This window comes from Nocardioides sp. Root1257 (assembly GCF_001425175.1).
Taxonomy (GTDB): Bacteria; Actinomycetota; Actinomycetes; order Propionibacteriales; family Nocardioidaceae; genus Nocardioides.
This window is the reverse complement of record NZ_LMDV01000001.1, coordinates 992,078-1,011,307: the sequence shown is the minus strand read 5'-3', so window position 1 is coordinate 1,011,307 and position 19,230 is coordinate 992,078. Positions and strand designations below refer to the sequence as shown.

At 71.7% G+C, this 19,230-nt stretch carries 23 protein-coding genes; 9 read left to right on the top strand and 14 right to left on the bottom strand.

What is annotated here, in order from left to right; all coding sequences use genetic code 11:
• Nucleotides 1-87 precede the first annotated feature (87 nt).
• The gene (gene cimA, locus ASC77_RS04950) at nucleotides 88-1,668 is read left to right on the top strand and encodes a citramalate synthase (protein WP_056149349.1); all 1,581 of its coding nucleotides are present in this window, start codon (nucleotides 88-90) and stop codon (nucleotides 1,666-1,668) included.
• Here the strand turns inward: cimA and ASC77_RS04945 are convergent.
• Entirely contained in the window at nucleotides 1,637-2,251 is a 615-nt protein-coding gene (locus ASC77_RS04945) for a TetR/AcrR family transcriptional regulator (RefSeq protein ID WP_056149347.1), read from the bottom strand. The two genes, cimA and ASC77_RS04945, sit on opposite strands and share 32 nt — an antisense overlap.
• A gap of 75 nt (nucleotides 2,252-2,326) precedes the next feature.
• On the opposite strand from ASC77_RS04945, the gene ASC77_RS04940 reads away from it, so the two are divergent.
• From ASC77_RS04940 to ASC77_RS04920, 5 genes are read left to right on the top strand one after another with little or no spacing between them, the layout of a single operon-like run.
• Entirely contained in the window at nucleotides 2,327-2,878 is a 552-nt protein-coding gene (locus ASC77_RS04940) for an NAD(P)H-dependent oxidoreductase (RefSeq protein WP_056149344.1), read from the top strand.
• Between the two features lie 35 nt (nucleotides 2,879-2,913).
• The gene (locus ASC77_RS04935; RefSeq protein ID WP_056149343.1) at nucleotides 2,914-4,311 is read left to right on the top strand and encodes an amidase; all 1,398 of its coding nucleotides are present in this window, start codon (nucleotides 2,914-2,916) and stop codon (nucleotides 4,309-4,311) included.
• A gap of 30 nt (nucleotides 4,312-4,341) precedes the next feature.
• A complete protein-coding gene (locus tag ASC77_RS04930) occupies nucleotides 4,342-4,515 on the top strand; it encodes a hypothetical protein (protein WP_156390913.1) in 174 nt (57 codons plus the stop codon).
• 52 nt (nucleotides 4,516-4,567) lie between these two features.
• Nucleotides 4,568-5,224, top strand: a complete 657-nt coding sequence (locus ASC77_RS04925; protein ID WP_056149339.1) for an SDR family oxidoreductase — start codon at nucleotides 4,568-4,570, stop codon at nucleotides 5,222-5,224.
• A complete protein-coding gene (locus ASC77_RS04920) occupies nucleotides 5,221-5,643 on the top strand; it encodes an MmcQ/YjbR family DNA-binding protein (RefSeq protein WP_056149337.1) in 423 nt (140 codons plus the stop codon). The genes ASC77_RS04925 and ASC77_RS04920 overlap by 4 nt, the downstream gene beginning before the upstream one ends.
• A 126-nt stretch (nucleotides 5,644-5,769) precedes the next feature.
• On the opposite strand, the gene ASC77_RS04915 is transcribed toward ASC77_RS04920, so the two are convergent.
• From ASC77_RS04915 to ASC77_RS04905, 3 genes are read right to left on the bottom strand one after another with little or no spacing between them, the layout of a single operon-like run.
• A complete protein-coding gene (locus ASC77_RS04915; RefSeq protein ID WP_056149335.1) occupies nucleotides 5,770-6,381 on the bottom strand; it encodes a cobalt transporter in 612 nt (203 codons plus the stop codon).
• Nucleotides 6,378-7,070: an energy-coupling factor ABC transporter ATP-binding protein gene (locus ASC77_RS04910; RefSeq protein WP_056149333.1), complete on the bottom strand. Its 693-nt coding sequence runs from the start codon at nucleotides 7,068-7,070 to the stop codon at nucleotides 6,378-6,380. Before ASC77_RS04910 ends, ASC77_RS04915 begins: the two co-directional genes overlap by 4 nt.
• A 7-nt stretch (nucleotides 7,071-7,077) precedes the next feature.
• On the bottom strand, nucleotides 7,078-7,689 hold the full coding sequence (locus ASC77_RS04905) for a biotin transporter BioY (protein WP_056149331.1): 612 nt from the start codon (nucleotides 7,687-7,689) through the stop codon (nucleotides 7,078-7,080).
• Between the two features lie 115 nt (nucleotides 7,690-7,804).
• Here ASC77_RS04905 and ASC77_RS04900 point away from each other — a divergent pair, with 115 nt between their 5' ends.
• A complete protein-coding gene (locus ASC77_RS04900) occupies nucleotides 7,805-8,374 on the top strand; it encodes a TetR/AcrR family transcriptional regulator C-terminal domain-containing protein (protein WP_056149329.1) in 570 nt (189 codons plus the stop codon).
• Nucleotides 8,371-9,360, top strand: coding sequence for an aldo/keto reductase (locus tag ASC77_RS04895; RefSeq protein ID WP_056149328.1), 990 nt, complete (start codon nucleotides 8,371-8,373; stop codon nucleotides 9,358-9,360). Before ASC77_RS04900 ends, ASC77_RS04895 begins: the two co-directional genes overlap by 4 nt.
• A gap of 11 nt (nucleotides 9,361-9,371) precedes the next feature.
• Here ASC77_RS04895 and ASC77_RS04890 read toward each other — a convergent pair whose 3' ends face one another.
• Both ASC77_RS04890 and ASC77_RS04885 read right to left on the bottom strand, forming a co-directional pair.
• On the bottom strand, nucleotides 9,372-10,604 hold the full coding sequence (locus tag ASC77_RS04890) for a calcium-binding protein (protein WP_056149326.1): 1,233 nt from the start codon (nucleotides 10,602-10,604) through the stop codon (nucleotides 9,372-9,374).
• 92 nt (nucleotides 10,605-10,696) lie between these two features.
• A complete protein-coding gene (locus tag ASC77_RS04885; protein ID WP_056149324.1) occupies nucleotides 10,697-11,383 on the bottom strand; it encodes a VOC family protein in 687 nt (228 codons plus the stop codon).
• A 68-nt stretch (nucleotides 11,384-11,451) separates the two neighbouring features.
• Between ASC77_RS04885 and ASC77_RS04880 the strand changes: the two genes are divergently transcribed.
• Nucleotides 11,452-11,898, top strand: a complete 447-nt coding sequence (locus tag ASC77_RS04880) for an iron chaperone (protein WP_056149322.1) — start codon at nucleotides 11,452-11,454, stop codon at nucleotides 11,896-11,898.
• Here the strand turns inward: ASC77_RS04880 and ASC77_RS04875 are convergent.
• The 8 genes from ASC77_RS04875 to ASC77_RS04840 all read right to left on the bottom strand — a co-directional run bounded on the left by ASC77_RS04875 (nucleotide 11,879) and on the right by ASC77_RS04840 (nucleotide 19,108).
• Complete coding sequence (locus ASC77_RS04875) at nucleotides 11,879-12,460, bottom strand: dihydrofolate reductase family protein (protein ID WP_056149320.1); 582 nt, start codon at nucleotides 12,458-12,460, stop codon at nucleotides 11,879-11,881. The two genes, ASC77_RS04880 and ASC77_RS04875, sit on opposite strands and share 20 nt — an antisense overlap.
• 14 nt (nucleotides 12,461-12,474) lie before the next feature.
• Nucleotides 12,475-12,924 (bottom strand): hypothetical protein, encoded by a 450-nt coding sequence (locus ASC77_RS04870; protein WP_156390912.1) that lies wholly within the window; start codon nucleotides 12,922-12,924, stop codon nucleotides 12,475-12,477.
• 61 nt (nucleotides 12,925-12,985) lie between these two features.
• Nucleotides 12,986-13,255, bottom strand: coding sequence for a DUF2087 domain-containing protein (locus ASC77_RS04865; protein WP_056149316.1), 270 nt, complete (start codon nucleotides 13,253-13,255; stop codon nucleotides 12,986-12,988).
• Nucleotides 13,252-13,818, bottom strand: coding sequence for a M23 family metallopeptidase (locus ASC77_RS04860; protein ID WP_056149314.1), 567 nt, complete (start codon nucleotides 13,816-13,818; stop codon nucleotides 13,252-13,254). Before ASC77_RS04860 ends, ASC77_RS04865 begins: the two co-directional genes overlap by 4 nt.
• 4 nt (nucleotides 13,819-13,822) lie before the next feature.
• Nucleotides 13,823-14,242 carry a VOC family protein gene (locus tag ASC77_RS04855; RefSeq protein ID WP_056149312.1) on the bottom strand — a complete coding sequence of 140 codons (420 nt, stop codon included), beginning with the start codon at nucleotides 14,240-14,242 and terminating at the stop codon, nucleotides 13,823-13,825.
• A complete protein-coding gene (locus tag ASC77_RS04850) occupies nucleotides 14,239-16,434 on the bottom strand; it encodes a GNAT family N-acetyltransferase (protein WP_056149310.1) in 2,196 nt (731 codons plus the stop codon). The genes ASC77_RS04855 and ASC77_RS04850 overlap by 4 nt, the downstream gene beginning before the upstream one ends.
• Nucleotides 16,431-17,687 carry a lysine N(6)-hydroxylase/L-ornithine N(5)-oxygenase family protein gene (locus ASC77_RS04845; RefSeq protein WP_056149307.1) on the bottom strand — a complete coding sequence of 419 codons (1,257 nt, stop codon included), beginning with the start codon at nucleotides 17,685-17,687 and terminating at the stop codon, nucleotides 16,431-16,433. The genes ASC77_RS04850 and ASC77_RS04845 overlap by 4 nt, the downstream gene beginning before the upstream one ends.
• Complete coding sequence (locus ASC77_RS04840) at nucleotides 17,684-19,108, bottom strand: pyridoxal phosphate-dependent decarboxylase family protein (protein ID WP_235547448.1); 1,425 nt, start codon at nucleotides 19,106-19,108, stop codon at nucleotides 17,684-17,686. The genes ASC77_RS04845 and ASC77_RS04840 overlap by 4 nt, the downstream gene beginning before the upstream one ends.
• Nucleotides 19,109-19,230: the final 122 nt, after the last annotated feature.

Here is a 19,230-nt window from a genome sequence, read left to right as displayed (position 1 = left end):
CCCGAAACGGGAAGCCCGACGCGCCCACCTCTCGTACTCCGAGAGGTTTTTTTGTGCTCCGAACCAGCCCACACGAGAGCGACACCGATGGACCTGCACGGCGACTTCCACGTCTACGACACCACCCTGCGCGACGGCGCCCAGCAGGAGGGGCTGAGCCTCTCCGTCGCCGACAAGCTGTCGATCGCGCGCCAGCTCGACGACCTCGGGGTCGGGTACATCGAGGGCGGCTGGCCGGGGGCCAACCCCAAGGACACCGAGTTCTTCCGGCGTGCGGTCGACGAGCTCGACCTGCGCAACGCCCGGCTGGCCGCGTTCGGCGCGACCCGGCGCGCCGGGGTGCGGGCCGCCGACGACCCGCTGGTCGCCGCGCTGCGCGACAGCGGTGCGAGCGTCGTGACGCTGGTGGCCAAGTCGCACGACCGGCACGTCGAGCTCGCCCTGCGGACCACGCTCGAGGAGAACCTCGCGATGATCCGCGACACCGTCACCCACCTGCGCGAGGAGGGGCAGACGGTCTTCCTCGACGCCGAGCACTTCTTCGACGGCTACCGCGCCAACCGCGACTACGCGCTCGAGGTGCTGCGCACGGCGTACGGCGCCGGCGCCGAGGTGATCGCGCTGTGCGACACCAACGGCGGGATGCTGCCCGGCTGGGTCGCCGACGTCGTCCACGACGTCCGCGAGCACGCCCAGGTGCGGGTCGGCATCCACTGCCACAACGACACGGGCTGCGCCGTCGCCAACACCCTGGCTGCGGTCGACGCCGGCGCGACGCACGTGCAGGGCACGATCAACGGCTACGGCGAGCGCACCGGCAACGCCGACCTGGTCTCCGTGGTCGCGAACCTCGAGCTCAAGCTGGACAGGCGGGTGCTGCCGCAGGGCCTGCTGGGCGAGGCCACCCGGATCGCGCACGCGGTCGCCGAGGTGACGAACTTCCCGCCCGCGTCGCGGCAGCCGTACGTCGGCAGCTCGGCGTTCACCCACAAGGCCGGCCTGCACGCGAGCGCGATCAAGGTGGACCCGGACCTCTACCAGCACATGGACCCGTCGGGCGTCGGCAACGACATGAGGCTGCTCGTCTCGGACATGGCGGGCCGGGCGTCGATCGAGCTGAAGGGCCGCGAGCTCGGCTTCGACCTGTCCGGAGACCGGGAGCTCGTCACCCGGATCACCGAGCGCGTCAAGGTGCTCGAGAACCGTGGCTACACGTTCGAGGCCGCCGACGCGTCGTTCGAGCTGCTGCTCGTCGAGGAGGTGGAGGGCGCCCGCCCGTCGTACTTCGAGGTCGAGTCGTGGCGCGTGATCACCGAGACCCGGCCCGGGGCCGACGCCGTCTCGGAGGCGACCGTGAAGCTCCGGGCCGACGGCGTCCGCTACGTGCAGACCGGCGAGGGCAACGGCCCGGTCAACGCCCTCGACCAGGCGCTGCGCGAGGCGATCGGCCTGGCCTACCCGGGCGTCGCGAAGTTCGAGCTGATCGACTACAAGGTCCGCATCCTCGACCAGGGGCACGGCACCGACGCCATCACGCGGGTGCTGATCGAGACCACCGACGGCGAGGCGTCCTGGGTCACGGTCGGCGTCGGCGCCAACGTGATCGAGGCGTCGTGGGGCGCGCTCGTGGACGGCGTCACGTTCGGGCTGCGGCGCCAGGAGGCGTGACGATGCGACCGACCAGGTCGACCCAGCCGTCGTAGAAGCGGTCGACCGGGAAGCCGTCCAGCGAGACCTGCTCGAGGATCGGCAGCTCGAGCGGGGCCAGGATCGCGACCGCGAGCAGGGGTACGTCGCCGCTGACCCCGAGCTGCGAGAGCAGGTAGCGCACGTGGGTGGCCGCGAACGAGTAGGCGCCCGACGCACGCGCTCCGGACCGGCCGGCCTCCCGGATCAGCTCGGCGTGCAGCAGGGTGGTCTCGAGCCGGGTGCGGCCGAACGCGAGCAGCCGGTCCCAGGCGTCGGCGCCGGGGCCGAGCGGCGGCGGGCCGCTCATCACCCGTGCCTGCCACTCGGTCTCCGAGTGGTCGAGCACCGCCGCCATCAGCCCCTCCCGGGACTCGAAGCGGCGGAAGAGGGTGCCCTTGCCGACGCCGGCCGCGCTCGCGACCGCGTCCATGGTGACGGCGTGCGCGCCGACCTGTTCGACGAGCTCCTTCGCCGCGTCGAGCAGCCGTTCCCGGTTGCGCGCGGCGTCGCGGCGCTCCTGCGGGGGAGCGCCGAGGAGCGGGAGCAGGTGTGGCTCGGACATCGTCGGCCGAGCCTAGTGAGCCAGGCCACCCCGCGCCTCGGAATAGAAAACGGACTGCGGTCCGTTTTGATCGTCATGACCAACACCAGCATCGCCGTCCTCGTCGGCAGCCTCCGCAGCGACTCCGTGAACCGCCAGCTCGCCGAGGTGCTGCGCGCGCAGGCCCCGCAGGACGTCACCATCGAGATCATCGACGGCCTGGGCGAGGTGCCCTTCTACAACCAGGACCTCGACACCCCGGACGACATCCCCGCGACCGCCGCCCGGCTGCGCGACCAGGTCTCCCGCGCCGACCGCGTGCTGGCCGTCACCCCGGAGTACAACGGCCGGATGCCCGCCGTCCTCAGCAACGCCATCGACTGGCTCTCGCGGCCGTACGGCGCGGGCGCGCTGGTCGGCAAGCCGTTCGGCGTCGTGGGCGTGACCCCCACGCCGTACGGCGGCCAGTGGGCGCACGCGGACGCCGTCCGCTCCGCCGGGATCGCCGGCGCGAAGGTCGTCGAGGACGTCACCGTCTCGCAGTCGGCCCTCGAGGTCGACGTGCTGACCGACCCCGACGTGCTCGCCCGGCTGACCAACGCCGTGCGCGTGCTCGTCGACTACGACGCCGAGCAGGCCGCCGCCTGATATCGGCGCCCCCGGCAGGGGGCTAGCGTCGGGTCGTGGCCGAACTCCATGACCTGACCGCGCTCGAGCAGGGCGACCTGGTGCGCCGCCGCGAGGTGTCGCCGCTCGAGCTCACCGAGCACTACCTCGAACGCGCCGACCGGCTCGACTCGGTCGGCGCGTTCGTCACGCTCACCCCCGAGCTGGCCCGCGAGCGTGCCGCCGGCCTCGTGCCCGGGGGCGAGGACGGGCCGCTCTTCGGCGTCCCCACCGCGATCAAGGACCTCAACCCGACCGCGGGCGTTCGCACCACCTTCGGCTCGGCGGCCTTCGCCGACTACGTGCCCGAGGTCTCCGACGGCGTCACCCTTTCCCTCGAGGCGGCGGGACTGGTCAGCCTCGGCAAGACGAACGCGCCCGAGTTCGGCTCGCCCTGCTACACCGAGCCCGACGTGGCGCCGCCGGCCGTGACGCCCTGGGACCGCACCCGGACGGCGGGCGGATCGTCCGGGGGAGCGGCCGCGGCCGTCGCCGCCGGACTGGTCCCGCTCGCCCAGGGCTCGGACGGTGGCGGCTCGATCCGGATCCCGGCCTCCTGCTGCGGCCTGGTCGGCCTGAAGCCGACGCGCGGGCGGATCAGTGGTCACCCCATGTACGGCGACCCGGTGGGTCTGGCCACGGCCGGGCCGATCACGCGGACCGTGGCCGACGCGGCGGCGATGCTCGACGTGCTCGCCGGTCGTCGGGTGGGAGATCCGTCCTGGGCGCCACCTCCCTCCGAGAGCTTCCTGGCGGCCAGCCGCCGCGATCCGGGGCGGCTGCGGATCGGTCGGTTCATCACACCGGTCATCACCGACACCCCCGTCGACCCGGAGTGCCAGGGCGCCTGGGAGGACGCCTCCCGCCTCCTGGAGTCGCTCGGTCACGAGGTCGAGGACGTGCCGGTCCCGCTGCCACGCGAGGCGGTCCCGGTCTTCGAGACCTGCTGGGCGGTGCTGACCGCGCTCTCCGTCGTACCGCCCGAGAAGGAGCACCTGCTCCGCCCGCTGACCCGCTGGCTCTCCGCGCAGGGCCGGGCGGTGAGCGGACCCGAGTTCGGGCTCGCCATCGGCGCGATGCGACGCTTCGCCGCCGACGCCCTGACCGCGCTCGCGCCGTACGACGCGGTGCTGACGCCGACGCTGGCGACCCCGCCGGTGCTGGTCGGTGCGATGCGCGACGACGCCGACCCGCAGGCCGACTTCGACGCGCAGAAGGCGTTCACGCCCTGGACCTCCGCCTGGAACGTGACGGGCATGCCGGCGGTCTCGCTGCCGCTGCACTGGACCCCGGAGGGACTCCCCGTCGGCGTGATGCTCGCGGCCCGGCCGGCCGAGGAGGAGCTGCTGCTGGCGCTGGCCGCGCAGGTCGAGGCCGCCGCCCCGTGGGCGGATCGGAGGCCACCAGGATGGTGACCAGCGCGGCACGGGTGCATCATGGATCTCGTGTCCAGCGCAGCGCGCCTGCTGTGCCTGGTCGGGTACCACGTCCCCGGCAAGAGATTCAGGCGCGAGTACAACGACGAGGGTCAGGTCGTCACGCTCGTGTGCCCGCGGTGCGGGAAGCGCAAGGACCCCGGCTCGGGCGCGGCCTGGAACACTCCCATCGACTTCCGCTGATGACGTCCTGCACCGCAGGCACGACCGATCGCGCGGGTGAGAGGGTGGACGCATGAGTCGTCCCGTGATCGTGGTCGTCGGAGCAGGACCGGGCGTGAGCGGCTCCGTGGCACGCCGCTTCGCGCGCGAGGGGTACGACGTCGGGCTGCTCGGCATCGACGAGCAGCAGCTCGTCGACCTGGCGAGCGAGCTCGAGGCGCTCGGCGCGGCCGTCGGCCGCACGGTGGTCGACGTGACGGACGTGGCGGAGACGACGGCGGCGATCCAGCGGTTCGGCGGGTTCGCCGACCGGATCGACGTGCTCCACTTCAACCCCAGTGCCTTCCGCGAGAGGCACCCGCTCGAGCTCACGGTCGACGAGCTCCTCGACGACGTCGCGCTCGGCGTCGGCGCGCTGCTGACGGCGGTCCAGGCCGCGCGACCGTTCATGTCCGCGGGCGGGCGGGTGACGGTGACCGGCAGCATGGCCGCCGACAAGCCGTGGCACCAGGCGGCGTCGCTCGGCGTGCAGAAGGCCGGCGTACGCAACCTCGTGCACAGCCTCGACACGACGTTGAAGGACGACGGGATCCGCGCCGTGTCGGTGACGGTCCGCGGCACGCTTGCGCGGGATGGCGCGTTCACCCCCGACCGGGTCGCCGAGGCGATCTGGGCCGCGGCCCACCAGGACGAGGCCGACTGGCGGAGCGAGGTGCCCTACTCGGGATGAGCCCCCGGTCACGCAGGGCCCGGGTCCAGGACGTGCACGACATCGCCCTCGCGATGCCGCACGCGGTCGCCTACGACCCGGACGCCGAGCGCCCCGTCTACCAGGTGGGCGGGAAGTCGTTCGTGTTCTTCCGCTCGCGCCGGCCCGACGCGTTCGACCCCGAGACAGGGGAGCGGTACGACGACGTCATCGTCTTCTGGGTCGCCGACGAGGTCGACAAGGAGGCGATGGTGCTCGACGAGTCCACGCCGTTCTTCACCACGCCGCACTTCGACGGCCACCCGTCCGTCCTGCTGCGCGGCAGCCGCATCGGCGAGCTGACCCGCGACGAGGTCGCCGAGGTGGTCCAGGACGCCTGGCTCGCCCGCGCGTCGAAGCGGCGCGCTGCCGACTGGCTCGCCCAGCATCCGCCACACTGACCCGCGTGTCCTCGCGCTGGCTGGCCCTCACGGCCCGGCTGACCGGGCAGCGGTGAGCAGGCAACCGTTCTTGGGCGAGGGCGGGGCCGTTTCGGTTGCTGGCTCACCGCCGGCCGGCTCGGCCGCTCAGTCGTCGCCGATGCCGCGCGCGTGCAGGGCGTCGCCGGTCTCGTGGGCCCGAGCGACGACCCGGATCACGAACGGCGTGAGGAACGCCCGGGGGTGCCGGATCCCGCGCGCCCGGGCGGCGTCGCGGGTCTCGAGCGCGAGGGCGACGGTGCCGGGCAGGGCCTGGATGGCCAGGCCGAAGGCGAGCGCGACCCGTTCGGGGTCGACCCCGACGTGGCGCAGAGGCGTGATCCAGCGGATGAAGGCGTCGAGCATCGCGTTGACCGGCGACGTCGAGCTGACCACGATCGCGGCCAGCGCCAGCGCGACCAGGTCGACGAGCGTCTCCGTCGCCTTCACCGGTCCGTAGAGCAGCCACTGCAGCGCTGCGAAGATCAGCGCACCGATGAGCACCGGGCGCAGCGACCGGAGCAGCAGCCGGAGGTCGATCCGAGCGATGAGCGCGGCGACCACGGCGACCGCCAGGAAGCCGAACGCCGCCGGCATGCTCCGCACCAGCACCACGGCCAGGCTGAAGATCGCGAGCCCGCCGACCTTCGCCCCGATCCACGCGCGGTGCAGGGGAGAGGTGCCGGGCTGGTAGACCCCGAAGAGGTACGACGGGTTCATGGCACCGTCGAGACGTAGTCGGCGATCGCGTCCTCGGCCGGACCGTCGAAGCGCACCCGCGCGTCCTCCACCACCAGCACCCGGTCGCAGCGCCGGGCGAGGTCGAGGTCGTGGGTCACCAGCAGCAGCTGCTGGGGGAGTCCGAGGAGCACCTCCGCCACCCGCCGCGTGTTCGCGAGGTCGAGGAGGGTGGTCGGCTCGTCGGTCACGAGGATCGAGGGCTCGGTGGCGAGCACGCCGGCCAGGGCCAGGAGCTGGCGCTGGCCGCCGGACAGGCTGTGCACGCTCAGCGTCGCCTGCGGCCCCAGGCCGAACCGGTCCAGCACCTCGAGTGCCCGAAGGTGCCGCTCCGCGGCGTTGCGGACCGACCGGCGCAGCGACAGCTCGACGTCCTCGACGCAGGTCGGCATGACCAGCTGCGCCGAGGGGTCGGTGAAGCAGAAGCCCACCCGCCGGCGTACGGCGGCACCCTCGCGCGCGACGTCGAGCCCGTCCACGAGCACCCGGCCGGACGTCGGCGTCACGAGGCCGTTGACCAGCCGGACGAGCGTCGACTTGCCGGAGCCGTTGGCGCCGATCAGGCCGATCCGCTGCTCGGTGAGGTCGAGTGTCGTCGGCTCGAGGATGACGACGTCGCCGTCAGGGCCCGGGGCGGTGACTCCCGCCGCCTCGAGCTCGATCCGTGGCATCGAGTGTTCAGCGCCGCCCGAGCAGGCGCGGGAAGGCGCGGTGCACCTCGGCGGCGACGACGGCGACGAAGAGCGACTTGATGATGTCGCCGACCCAGAACGGCGCGTCGAACTTGATCGCGTCGCTCCACGTGACGTCGAGGTAGATCTTCATGCCGACGATCCCGCAGACGTGGTTGAGCACGGTGCCGGCCATCGCGGCGACGAAGACGAAGACCGCGCGGGTGCGGTAGGCGCCGAAGACGTACTGGACGAGGAAGCCGGCCAGCGCGGCTGCGAACGGGAACGACCACAGGTAGCCCGCGGAGACGCCGGTGAACACCGCGAGCCCGCCGGTGTGGCCGGCGAAGACCGGCAGACCGATCGCGCCGAGCAGCAGGTAGAGGCTGACCGACAGGAAGCCGCGGACCGCGCCCAGCACGCAGCCGGCGAGCAGCACGCCGAAGGTCTGCAGGGTGATGTCGACGCCGGCGCCCCCGACAGGGATGCCGCCGATCACGGCGCAGGCGGCGATCAGTGCGGCGAAGGCGGCGATCAGCGCGAGGTCGGTCGCGCTGGAGCGCTGCCGCGGGGCTGAGGTCGTCTCGGGGGAGGCGGTGGGCGTCTCGGACATCGTCATGCTCGGTTCCTTCGGACGGACCTGAACGGTGTTCAGGTGAACGCCGTTCAGGTTAGGGTTCGGACCGACCCCGGTCAATCGTGACCGAGGAGTAGTTCGACGGGAAGGGTGTGACGTGCGCTACCACCGCGACGACATCGTCGACCGGGCGCTGGCCGTGCTCGACACCTACGGCCTCGCCGACCTGACCATGCGCCGGCTGGGCGGCGAGCTCGGCGTCCAGCCGAGCGCGCTCTACCACCACTTCCCCAACAAGCAGCAGCTGCTCGCGGCCGTCGCCGACGAGATCCTGACGCGCGGGCGTCGTACGCCGAGGCCGTCCGCGTGGGACGAGCGGGTCGAGGCCGTGTGCACCGAGCTCCGCGACGCGATGCTCGCCTACCGTGACGGGGCCGAGCTGGTCGCGACCGTCCGCTCCTTCGGGCTCGGCGCCGCCACGCCGTACGACGAGCTGGCGGCTGCCCTGGCCGACGGCGGCCTCGACGCGGACCTGGTGCCGACCGCCGCGCGCACCCTGCTGCACTTTGTGTTCGGCCATGCCGTCGACGAGCAGACCCACCTCCAGGCGGGGTCGGTCGGCGCCATCGACGATGCGCCCCGCGACGACTCCGACTTCGACCTGGGGCTCACGATCGTCGTCGACGGGATCCGGGTGCTGGAAGGGGGTCCTAGGGTGGTCAGATGACCACGCGCACCCTCGGGAACGACCTCACCGTCTCGCCCCTCGGCCTCGGCTGCATGGGCATCAGCCAGAGCTTCGGCCCGTCCCCGGACCGGCCCGTGATGATCGACTTCCTCCGTGAGGCGGTCGAGCACGGCGTCACGTTCTTCGACACCGCCGAGGTGTACGGCCCGTTCGTCAACGAGGAGGTCGTGGGCGAGGCGCTCGAGCCCGTGCGCGACCGGGTCGTCATCGCGACGAAGTTCGGCTTCGCCGTCCACGAGGGCGACCACGAGGGCGGCGTGAACAGCCGGCCGGACCACATCCGCGCCGCGGTCGACGGCTCGCTGCGGCGGCTGCGCACCGACGTCATCGACCTGCTCTACCAGCACCGGGTCGACCCCGACGTGCCGATCGAGGACGTCGCCGGCACCGTCAAGGAGCTCATCGGGGCGGGCAAGGTCCGTCACTTCGGGCTGTCCGAGGCCGGCCCGACCACCATCCGGCGGGCGCACGCCGTCCAGCCGGTCACGGCGCTCCAGAGCGAGTACTCCCTCTTCTGGCGCGAGCCCGAGGACTCGGTGCTCGCCACGGTCGAGGAGCTCGGCATCGGGTTCGTGCCGTTCAGCCCGCTCGGTCGCGGCCTGCTGACGGGCCAGGTCAGCGCCGGATCCACCTTCGGCGACGACGACGTCCGCTCCACGCTGCCGCGGTTCACCCCCGAGGCCCTCGCCACCAACCTCGAGCTCGTCGACAAGGTCACGGCGATCGCCGCCCGCCTCGGCGCCACGCCGGGCCAGGTCGCGCTGGCCTGGCTGCTCGCGCAGAAGCCGTGGATCGTGCCGATCCCGGGGACCCGGCGGATCGAGCGGCTCGACGAGAACCTCGGCGCCGCCGACCTCGACCTCGCCCCCGAGGACCTGGCCGACCTGACCGCTGCGTCCGACAGCGTCAAGGTCGAGGGGGACCGCTACCCCGAGGCCATGCAGGCGATGATCGACCGCAGCTGATCGTCCGCCCGTCAGTCGAAGTACGACGTGTCCGTCGGGTCGAAGGGCTTGTCCATGAAGGCGCTGGTCAGGCAGCCCTCGACGAGCCGCTCGACTCCTTCGACCCAGTCGATGCGTCCGTCGTGGTAACCGGGCTGCGCCTGGTCGTACCCGGAGTCCCCGTCGATCCGGTCGTTGCCCTTGTCGCCGACCAGCCAGTCGTCGCCCGGTCCGCCGAACAGCTCGTCCGGGGCGCCGTCCATGAGCCCCGCGGTGTCGTAGCTGTTGCCCCCGATGGCGCAGAAGATCGCGCCATAGACCTGGTCGTTGCCCGGGCCGCCCTCGACGTAGTCGCTCTGCGACCATCCTTCGAGCACGTCGGGGCCGTCCCCGCCGTACAGGCGGTCGTCGCCCCACTCGCCGTTGGCGTAGTCGAAGCCGGGGCCGAGGTAGACGCGGTCGTCGCCCCCGCCGGTGGCGACCGCATCGGGTCCCGGGCCGGTGCGGACCAGGTCGTCGCCACCCCCCGAGGTGATGCCGTCCCTGGTGTCGGTCCCGACGATGACGTCGCCGTACCTGCTGCCGTGCACGCAATGGAAACCGATCACCGTGTCCTGCCCCTGGCCGCGAGCTCTGCCCGCCTCGAGGTCGACGTGCACGGGGCGCCGGGCGTGGCGGTAGGTGAGGCAGGGTGCGTTCTCGGGATAGCCGTGAGGCTGTCGGGCCGAGACGGCGCGCAGGAAGTCCTTCCCAGGGCCTCCGGAGAACGAGCCTGATCCGCGAACGACGACGATGCGGTCTGCGCCAGGACCTCCGAGGGTGTCCACTGCCTCGATCATCCGGACCTGGTCGTCCCCGGGTCCGAGGTCGATCTCATCGGTGCTCCATGTCGCACGCGTGGCATCGACCCTGTCATCACCAGGTCCGGCGCACACCCGGTCGCGGGGTCCCAACCTGTCGATGACGTCGTCGCCCCCGAGGGACGCGATGACGTCGCGCCCGCGCGTTCCGTGGAGGTGATCGGCACCCGACGTGCCGATCAGGGTCGCCCGCCGGTTGCCGCAGAGCACCCTCACCGGTCCGGCACGCGCCGTGGTCGCTGTTCCCTCGGGTCCCGAGGTGGCGACGGCGGTCGACGGCAACCGGTCCCGTGACGCCCCTCGCTTCTTCGTGTCCTCCTCCGAGCACCCACCGAGGCCGGCCAGCACCGCGGCGAGCCCGGCGATCGACACCGTGAGGACACAGCCACGCGTCCGAACGCCCATGCCCGAGCCTCCTTCGTCAGAAGAGACCAATCACTCATGATCTCCCCGAGGCACGCGAGTGCTCCATAGCCCGTCCGGGCTGCGCGGGTTGGTCAGGCGCCGACATGCTCGTCGGTGCCTGACAGGTGGAGCTCGTTGCCGTCCGGGTCGGCGTACGTCGTGCCGTCGACGTGGGTCGCACCCAGGTCGAGGAGTCGGTCGACGTCGGTCACGGCAAGGACGGGGCGCAGGCGGTTGGCGCCGGTCTTGGCCCGGTCCTGCGGCCCGCCCCAGCTGATCTTGGAGCCGCCGCGGGGCGACTGGATCGCGGTCTCCTCACCTTCGTCCCAGACCAGCGGCCAGCCCAGGATCTCGTGCCAGAAGAGGCCGACGGCTCGGCTGCCGTCGCACGAGAGGCAGCCGATGACTCCCGTGTCGCGGAGGAAGCCGTTGTCGGGCCCGACGACGCAGAACTCGTTGCCCTCGGGGTCGGCGAGCACGACGTGGTCCTCTTCCGGGAGCTGACCGACGTCGAGGTGCCGGCCGCCGAGATCGAGCGCTCGCTCGACCGTCGCCTGCTGGTCCGCCAGCGACGAGCTGGTCAGGTCGAAGTGCATCTGGTTCGGGCGCACCTTCGGCTCCGGGTTCGGGACGAAGCGGATCTCGAACCCGGGATCCCCGTCCGGCAGCAGCGTGACGCCGTCCGGAGCGATATCTCGGCCCAGGACGCCGGCCCAGAACCGGGCGAGCCGGCCCGCATCGGCGGCGTCGAACTCCAGAGCCACGAACGCTGCGGTCATCGCTCGACGCTAGCGAAGCGGTCAGGAATCGAGAAGCGAGTTTCCGACCGCACTTCTAGCGTCGGAGCATGACCACTGACACGAAGACCACGAAGCAGACCGGGTTCACCGACGCCGAGAAGGCGGCCATGAAGGAGCGCGCCGCAGAGCTCAAGGCCGAGGGCAAGAAGGGCGCGAAGAAGGCCGACGACCTGCAGAACCAGCTCGACAAGATCGCCGAGATGGAGGACGCCGACCGGGTCCTGGCCGAGCGCATCCACGCGATCGTCACCGCCGTCGCGCCGGAGCTGGACGCCAAGACCTGGTACGGCATGCCGGCGTACGGCCGTGACGGCAAGGCGATCGTCTTCTTCAAGCCGGCGGCGAAGTTCGGCGCCCGCTACGCCACCCTGGGCTTCAACGACGGCGCCCGGTTGGACGACGGCACGATGTGGCCGACGGAGTACGCGATCACGACGCTCGACGACGCTGGCGCGACGAAGATCGAGGCTCTGATCAAGAAGGCTGCCGGCTGACGTCGTACGTCAGGAACGCCAACCCGTCCCCGATGACCCGGCAGTCGACCAGCCGCACCGGCACCGGGGACGTGGTCTCGCCGAAGAGCCGCAGACCGGCGCCCAGCACGGTCGGGAGCACGATCAGACGGATCTGGTCGACGAGGTCGTGCTCGAGCAGCACCTGCACCAGTTGCCGGCTCGCGTAGACGACGACCTCGCCGTCGACCTCGTCACGCAGTCTCTTGACCGCCTCGACCGGGTCGCCGTCGAGGACGGTCGTGTTGTCCCAGACCAGGTCGTGGTCGCTCGACGTCACGACGTACTTCGGCGCGGCGCGCAGCCGGTCGGCCCATGGCCCGGGTCGTTCCTGCCACCGCCGGGCGAACCAGTCGTAGCTGCGGCGGCCCATCAGGATCGCGGCGGTGGCCTCCGCCTCGGCGGCCTCGACCTCGGCCCAGGCGGCGCGGTCGGCCCCCATCGTCGAGTCGAACCAGCCGCCGCGGTCGAGTCCCTCCTCGCCGGTCGGGTCCTCGACCACGCCGTCGAGCGTCAGGTTGGTGTTGATCACGATCGTGCCCATGTCAGCCTCTTTCGTCAGGAGTTGGCTTGCACGGGTTGTGATCCCGAGGACTCCTGAGACTGATCGGTGCGCAGGGACCACCACGAGACAGCGAGCGCGGCGATACCGTCGAGGACCAGCACGAGGGCGGCAACGGTCGTGGGGGTCAGCAGATGGGGCTCGGTCGACGGCCCTTGCCAGCGTTGACGCTCGACGGTGATGAGGGTTCCGCAGGACCCGATCGCAAGCACGATGATCGCTCCGACGGCCGCGAGATGTCGCGGCGCTCGCAGCCAGGTCGCTGCCGCGAGCCAGACGACCGAGACAGCGAGGAACACGACGCCGAGAAGCGGCGCGAGGAGCAGCGTGCTGTCCCAGTCCGACGTGGCGATCACGAAGCTCGCGCCGCCCTGCACGTCCCGGAGGAACTGGTAGGTCACCCACTCGTCGTGCAGGCGCAGGCCTCCGAGGACGATCGCGAGCACGCCCCACATGACGGCACCGACCGCGTACGCCGTGAGCGCTGCCGGCCGGAAGCCACCCATGTCAGACCTCGAACTTCCCGCCGCTGCGCCAGTAGATGCCCGCCTCCCGGGTCAGGAAGTCGTTCTCGACCAGGTAGCGCCGCAGCGCAGCGTAGTCGTCGTGGAAGCGGCGCAGGACGAGATTGACCTCGGCCTCCTCGTAGCGCTGTCCGGGCTCGAACGACTGCGCGAGGTGGTCGAGCACGACGAGGAGCTTCGCGTGCTTGGACGGGATGGTGTGCAGGCGGCCGTCGGCGCCCAGGAAGTGGGACAGGACCCGCTCGTCGCTCACGACTTCTGGTGCGGGGTGAGTGCGAGCAGCGGCCGCGGCCAGGTTGCAGTGGACAGCCCACCGCCGACGGCGCGCTGCTCGAAGTGCAGGTGGCAGCCGTCGGGCGCGCCGCTGTCGTTGGCGCGGGCGAACAGGGTTCCGCGCCTCACGACCTGGCCCTCGCGCACGTAGACCTTGCGGGTGTGGCCGATGACCAGGTCCCAGCCCAGCTTGCGGTTGCGCAGCAGCAGCGGGTTCACGCCGTACGCCGGTCCGAGCGAGTCGTTCGACACGACCCGGAACGGGCGACCGGCGTACAACGGCGTGCCGCAGGGCATCGCGATGTCGAGGCCGTGGTGGAAGCCGCGGTCGCCGCTGCACCGGGAGTCGGGGGAGTAGTACGGCGCGCTGGTGCACCCGAACGGCACCATGATCCGGTGCGCGCCCTTGAACCAGGGCGACTCGTAGCGGGTCTTGTCGTTCGAGTAGAAGACCCACCGCGGATCGGCGTGCACGGCGGTCGTCAGCGAGCCGACGAGCACCAGGCCGAGCAGGGCGGCGAGCAGCAGGCGTCCGAGGCGCATCCCCCTACCCTAGGTCGAACTCGCCCGGCGCCAGGCTGCGCAGCACGCAGAACTCGTTGCCCTCCGGGTCCGCCAGGACCACCCACGACTCGTCGCCGCTCTGACCGACGTCGGCGCGGGTCGCCCCGAGGGCCTCGATCCGGGCGATCTCCTCGGCCTGGGTGCCGTCGACCGGCGAGACGTCGAAGTGCAGTCGGTTCTTGACCGTCTTCGCCTCGGGCACGCGAGCGAGGAAGATCGTCGGCGGCACCGGTCCACGGCGGACGGCGTCGAGCAGCTCGGCGTCCGGCCGGTCCGGGGGACCGATCTCGACCAGCCCGTCCTCCCGGTCGAGCACGGCATAGCCCAGCACGCCGCACCAGAAGTCGGCGAGCCGGTCCGGGTCGGCGCAGTCGATGCTGATCTCGGTCATCCGGGAGCTCATGCGATCGGATTATCCAGCGTCCCGGCGTAGATGAGCGACTGACTCTGGTCGGCGATGTCGACCATCTCCAGGGTGTTGCGCAGCTGGAGCCGGTTGAGGCAGCTGTGCCGGAAGGTCGGGCGGAAGAAGTCGTACGCCGCCGCCGCGTCCGCGAGCTCGGGATGGTCCGCGGCGTGCCGGCGCAGGCGACCGGCGACCTCGGCCCAGAACTCGCCCTCGTCGAGCACGCCGTCGACGTGCAGGATCGCGGCGAGGTGACGCAGCACCCCGTCGAACACGTCGGTGTGCAGCGCGAGCGCCTTCACGTCGGGTTCGACGTCGACGCGGATCCGCTCGACGTCGTCCGGCAGGTCGCGGTCGAGGGACATGACCGCGACCTCCTCGCCGATGTCCTTCATGACCGCGCGCACGGGCACCTGGTCGCGCAGCACCAGCACGAGGTTCTCGCCGTGCGGCATGAACGCCAGGTCGTGCGCGAGCAGGCAGTGCGCGACCGGCAGCAGGTAGGCGTCCAGGTAGCAGCGCACCCAGGCCCGCGCGTCCAGCGTCGAAGACTCGATCATCGCCGCGGCCAGCGAGCGGCCGCCGGCGTCGCGGTGCAGGAGCGCGGCCATCGTCGCGAGCCGCTCGCCGTCCGCGAGTGCCGGGACCGGACTCTCGCGCCAGAGCGCCGCGATCATCTTCTGGTACGCCGAGCGCCCGGCCAGCCGGTGGTAGGCGTCCCCGGTGTAGCCGACCGCCGCACGCTCGCGCAGCACGGTGAACCCGAGCGCCTGCAGGGTCGGGTCGGCGGCGACCAGCGCGTGCACCCAGTCGTTGATCGCCGGCGTCGCCGCCATGTAGCGCGGCGACAGGCCACGCATGAACCCCATGTTCTGGATCGACAGTGCCGTCTTCACGTACGGCGCGGTCGGGTCGGTCGTGTTGAAGAAGGTCCGGATCGACTGCTGGGCGCGGTAGTCGTCCGGCCCCTCGCCCAGGTGCACGAGGTCGCGTCGCGCCAGGTCCGGCGCGAACGTGATCGCGATCTTGTTGTGCCACTGCCACGGGTGCACCGGGATCAGCACGTACTCCTGCGGATCGAGGCCGTGGTCGACCAGCACCCGTTCGTCGTACGGCGTCGCCATGCCCTCGCCCAGCGACAGCCGGGTGTGCTCACGGCGCGCCGCGAGCCAGTGCAGGCGGACGGTGCTGCCGGTCTCGGGCGCGTACGCCGCGTAGTCGTCGGCGCCGAACCCGACCCGGCCGTTGTTGGCGACGAACCCCGGGTGCCCCTCGGTCATCGCCGCCTCGATCGCCTGGTAGTCGGCGGACAGCAGGTCCTCGGCGGTGACGGTCGAGTGCTGCAGCTTCCAGCACGTCGAGGCGAGGGTGGCGGCCAGCTCCTCCAGGTAGGTCGGCAGCAGCGCGTCGGGGATGCCGAGCACCTCGGCGAGCTCGGCCACGAGCTCCTGCACGTCGAGGTCGGCCGGCTCGTCCTTCAGGGTCCGGACCACCGATGCGGCGTCGACAGCCCAGTGGTCGAGCGCGAGGCGCTCGGCGGTGAAGGTGTACGTCGTGTCGCCGGCTGGGGTGGTGACGAGCCACGTGTCGCCGTCGGCGACGGGTGTGAGCAGCCGCTCGTGGGCGTACTCGCTGATCGCCTTGGTGACCAGGTGCCGCTGGGCAGCGGCGAGGTTCTCCGGAGTGAGGTGGTCGCTCTCGAGGACGGACAAGGTCGCCTCCTTGGTCGGCAGGGTGATCGTGCGCAGCTCGCGGAAGCCGAACTCCCGGTTGAGCGCGCGGATCCGCTCGTTGCGGGCGTCGGGCTCGACGACGACGCGGCGTACGGCGGGGTCGGCGAAGCAGTGCGCCAGCACGGCGGCGAACACCTGGCGGGTGAAGCCGTGGACGGGGGAGTCGGTCGGTGCGACGAGCACGTGCATGCCGAGGTCGCCGGGGCGCAGCTCGGGCAGGCCCGCGAGCTCCGAGTGCAGCGGGTCGTAGGTCTCGGCGAGGAAGGCTGGCGCTCCGTCGACACGGCCCAACCACGCGTGGTGGTGGGGGTTCTCCTCGATCAGCCGGTACTCCGAGGCCACGTCGGCGACGGTCGCGTCCTGCATCTCCCAGAAGACGCTGCGGGGGTGCGTCACCCAGGTGTGCAGCAGCGGCAGGTCGGCGTCCAGGTCGATCGGCTCGATGGTCGTCCTCATCGCGGCACCCCGAAGCTCTGCACGGCGATCCGCTTCTCGATCGGGTAGACCTCTCGCCCGGTCAGCGCGGCGATGATCACCGAGTTGCGGTAGGCGCCCATGCCCAGGTCGGGTGCGGCCAGCCCGTGCGTGTGCTCCTCGGCGTTCTGCACGAAGATCTCGCGGCCGGCGCGGTCGATCGTGTAGTCGCGGGCGACGTCGTAGCGACCTCGCTCGTCCCACCGGATCCGGTCGCGGACCGGGTCGAGGAAGTCCGGCACCTGCGCGGCGTACCCGGTCGCGAGCACGAGTCCCTCGGTGCGCAGCGTGAAGTCCTCGCCGGTCTCGTCGTGGTGGCAGGAGAGCTCGTAGGCCCCGTCGCGCGCCACCCCGGTGACGGTCGTGTTGGTGACGAGGGTGGTGTGCGGGCCGTCGCCCTGGACCCGGAGCTGGTAGTGCAGGTCGAAGATCTCGTCGACCAGGTCGCGGCTGATGCCCTTGTAGAGCGACCGCTGCTCGCGGGAGAGCCGCTCACGGGTGGCGGCCGGGAGGTCGTGGAAGTACGACGTGTACTCCGGCGACGTCATCTCCAGCGTGAGCTTCGTGTACTCCATCGGGAAGAAGCGCGGGCTGCGGGTCAGCCAGGTGAGGCGGTAGCCGTGGTCGGGGCACTCGAGGAGCAGGTCGCGGTAGATCTCGGCCGCGCTCTGGCCGCTGCCGACGATCGTGATCGACCCGAGCCGCTGCAGCTCGCGCTTGTGCAGCAGGTAGTCGGCGGAGTGGACCCCGACGCCCTGCAAGGGTTCCGGCGCGTACGGCGTCGTGCCGACGCCGAGCACGAGGCGGCGACCGAGGTGCTGCTCGCCGGTCGACGTGGTGACGACGTACGCCGTCCCGTTGTGTTCCACGGCCGTGACTGCCTGGCCGAAGCGGACGCTGTCGAGGCGCTCGGCGGCCCAGCGGCAGTAGTCGTCGTACTCGCGACGCAGCGGGTAGAACGATTCCCGGATGTAGAACGGGTAGAGGTTGCCGGTCTCCTTGAGATAGCTGAGGAAGGACCAGCGCGAGCTCGGGTCGGCCATCGTCACCAGGTCGGCGAGGAACGGGACCTGGAGCGTCGCGTCGTCGAGCATCATCCCCGGGTGCCAGGCCAGCTCGTCGCGGGCCTCGAGGAAGACGCCGTCGAGCTCGTCCAGCGGGTCGGTGAGGCAGGCGAGGCCGAGGTTGAAGGGGCCGAGGCCGATGCCGATGAAATCTCTCGTGCGGCCACTCATCGCGCCACCGCCGCACCGCGCAGCTCGGCGACGATCGCCAGGACGTCGTCGACCGTGGCCAGGGGGTTGAGCAAGGTGAGCTTCAACCAGCGGCGTCCGTCGACCCGGGTGGCGGCCACCATCGCGCGGCCGCTCTCGTAGAGCCGGGTGCGCAGGGCGGGCAGGAGCACGTCGGCCTGCTGCTCGGTGAGACCGGCGGGGCGCAGGACGACGGTGCTCAGCTGCGGGCGCGCGGCGAGCTCGATGTCGGGGTCGGCCTCGAGGACGCGACCCACCTCGGCGGCGAGGTCGACCACCCGGTCGACGTACGCCCCGATGGTGTCGGGCCCCATCACCCGCAGCGTGAGCCACAGCTTGAGCGCGTCGAAGCGACGGGTGGTCTGCAGGCTCTTGTCGACCTGGTTGGGGTGGCCGGTGCCGTGCGGGTCGTGCGGGTTGAGGTAGTCGGCGTGCCAGGTCACGTGGCCGAGGTGACGGGCGTCGCGGACGATCAGTGCACTCGCCGACACCGGCTGGAACCAGGTCTTGTGGAAGTCGACCGTCACCGAGTCGGCGCGCTCGATGCCGGCCAGCCAGGCGCGGCGCGTGGGGGAGACCAGCAGGCCGCCGCCGTACGCCGCGTCGACGTGCAGCCAGGTGCCGTAGCCCTCGCACAGCGCCGCGATCTCGGGCAGCGGGTCGATCGCGCCGAAGTCGGTCGTGCCTGCCGTGGCGACCACGGCCATCGGCGTCAGCCCCGCGTCGGCGGTCTCGGCGAGGGCACGGCTCAGGGCCCCGAGCTCCATCCGCCGGTCGCCGTCGGTGGCGACGGTGACGACCGCGGCGTCACCGAGCCCGAGCAGGCGTGCCGCCTTCTGCACGCTGAAGTGCCCGTCGCGGCTGGTGAGGATCCGCAGGTCCGTCGCCGCCGCGCCGAGTGAGAGCGCGTGGTCGCGGGCGAGCAGCAGGGCCTGGAGGTTGGACTGCGTGCCCCCGCTGGTGAAGATGCCGTCGGCGCCCGGCCCGAAGCCGATCCGGCCCGCGGTCCAGTCGACCAGGTGCCGCTCGACGAACGTGCCGCCGACGCTCTGGTCGTAGGTGTCCAGGCTCGGGTTGACCGCGCTCACGAACAGCTCGGCCAGCAGGGCGGGGATGACGACCGGGCAGTTGAGGTGGGCGGCGTACGACGGCTCGTGGAACCAGATCGTGTCGTCGAGCCAGAGCCGGCCCATCTCCTCGAGCGCGGCCCGCTGGTCTCCGAGCGGGCGGTCGAGGTCGACGTCGGTGACCGCCTTCGCGGCCGCCTCGGGGAGCACCCCGGTCGCGGGGCCGTCGACGCGGCGCAGGGTGTCGGCGAGGAAGTCCACGCCGAGCCGCATCGCCGCGACGTACTCCTCGACCTGGTCGGGGTGGAAGACGTGCTGGGCAGGGGGACGGGGCACCGTCGATCCTTCCGAGATTGGGATGTAGGTAAGGCTTACCTAACTCACTCTCGCGGTCGATCCGCAACCCGGAAGTCGCCATCTGGGACGTTTGTCACAGCACTCCGAGTCGGTGGTTGAGG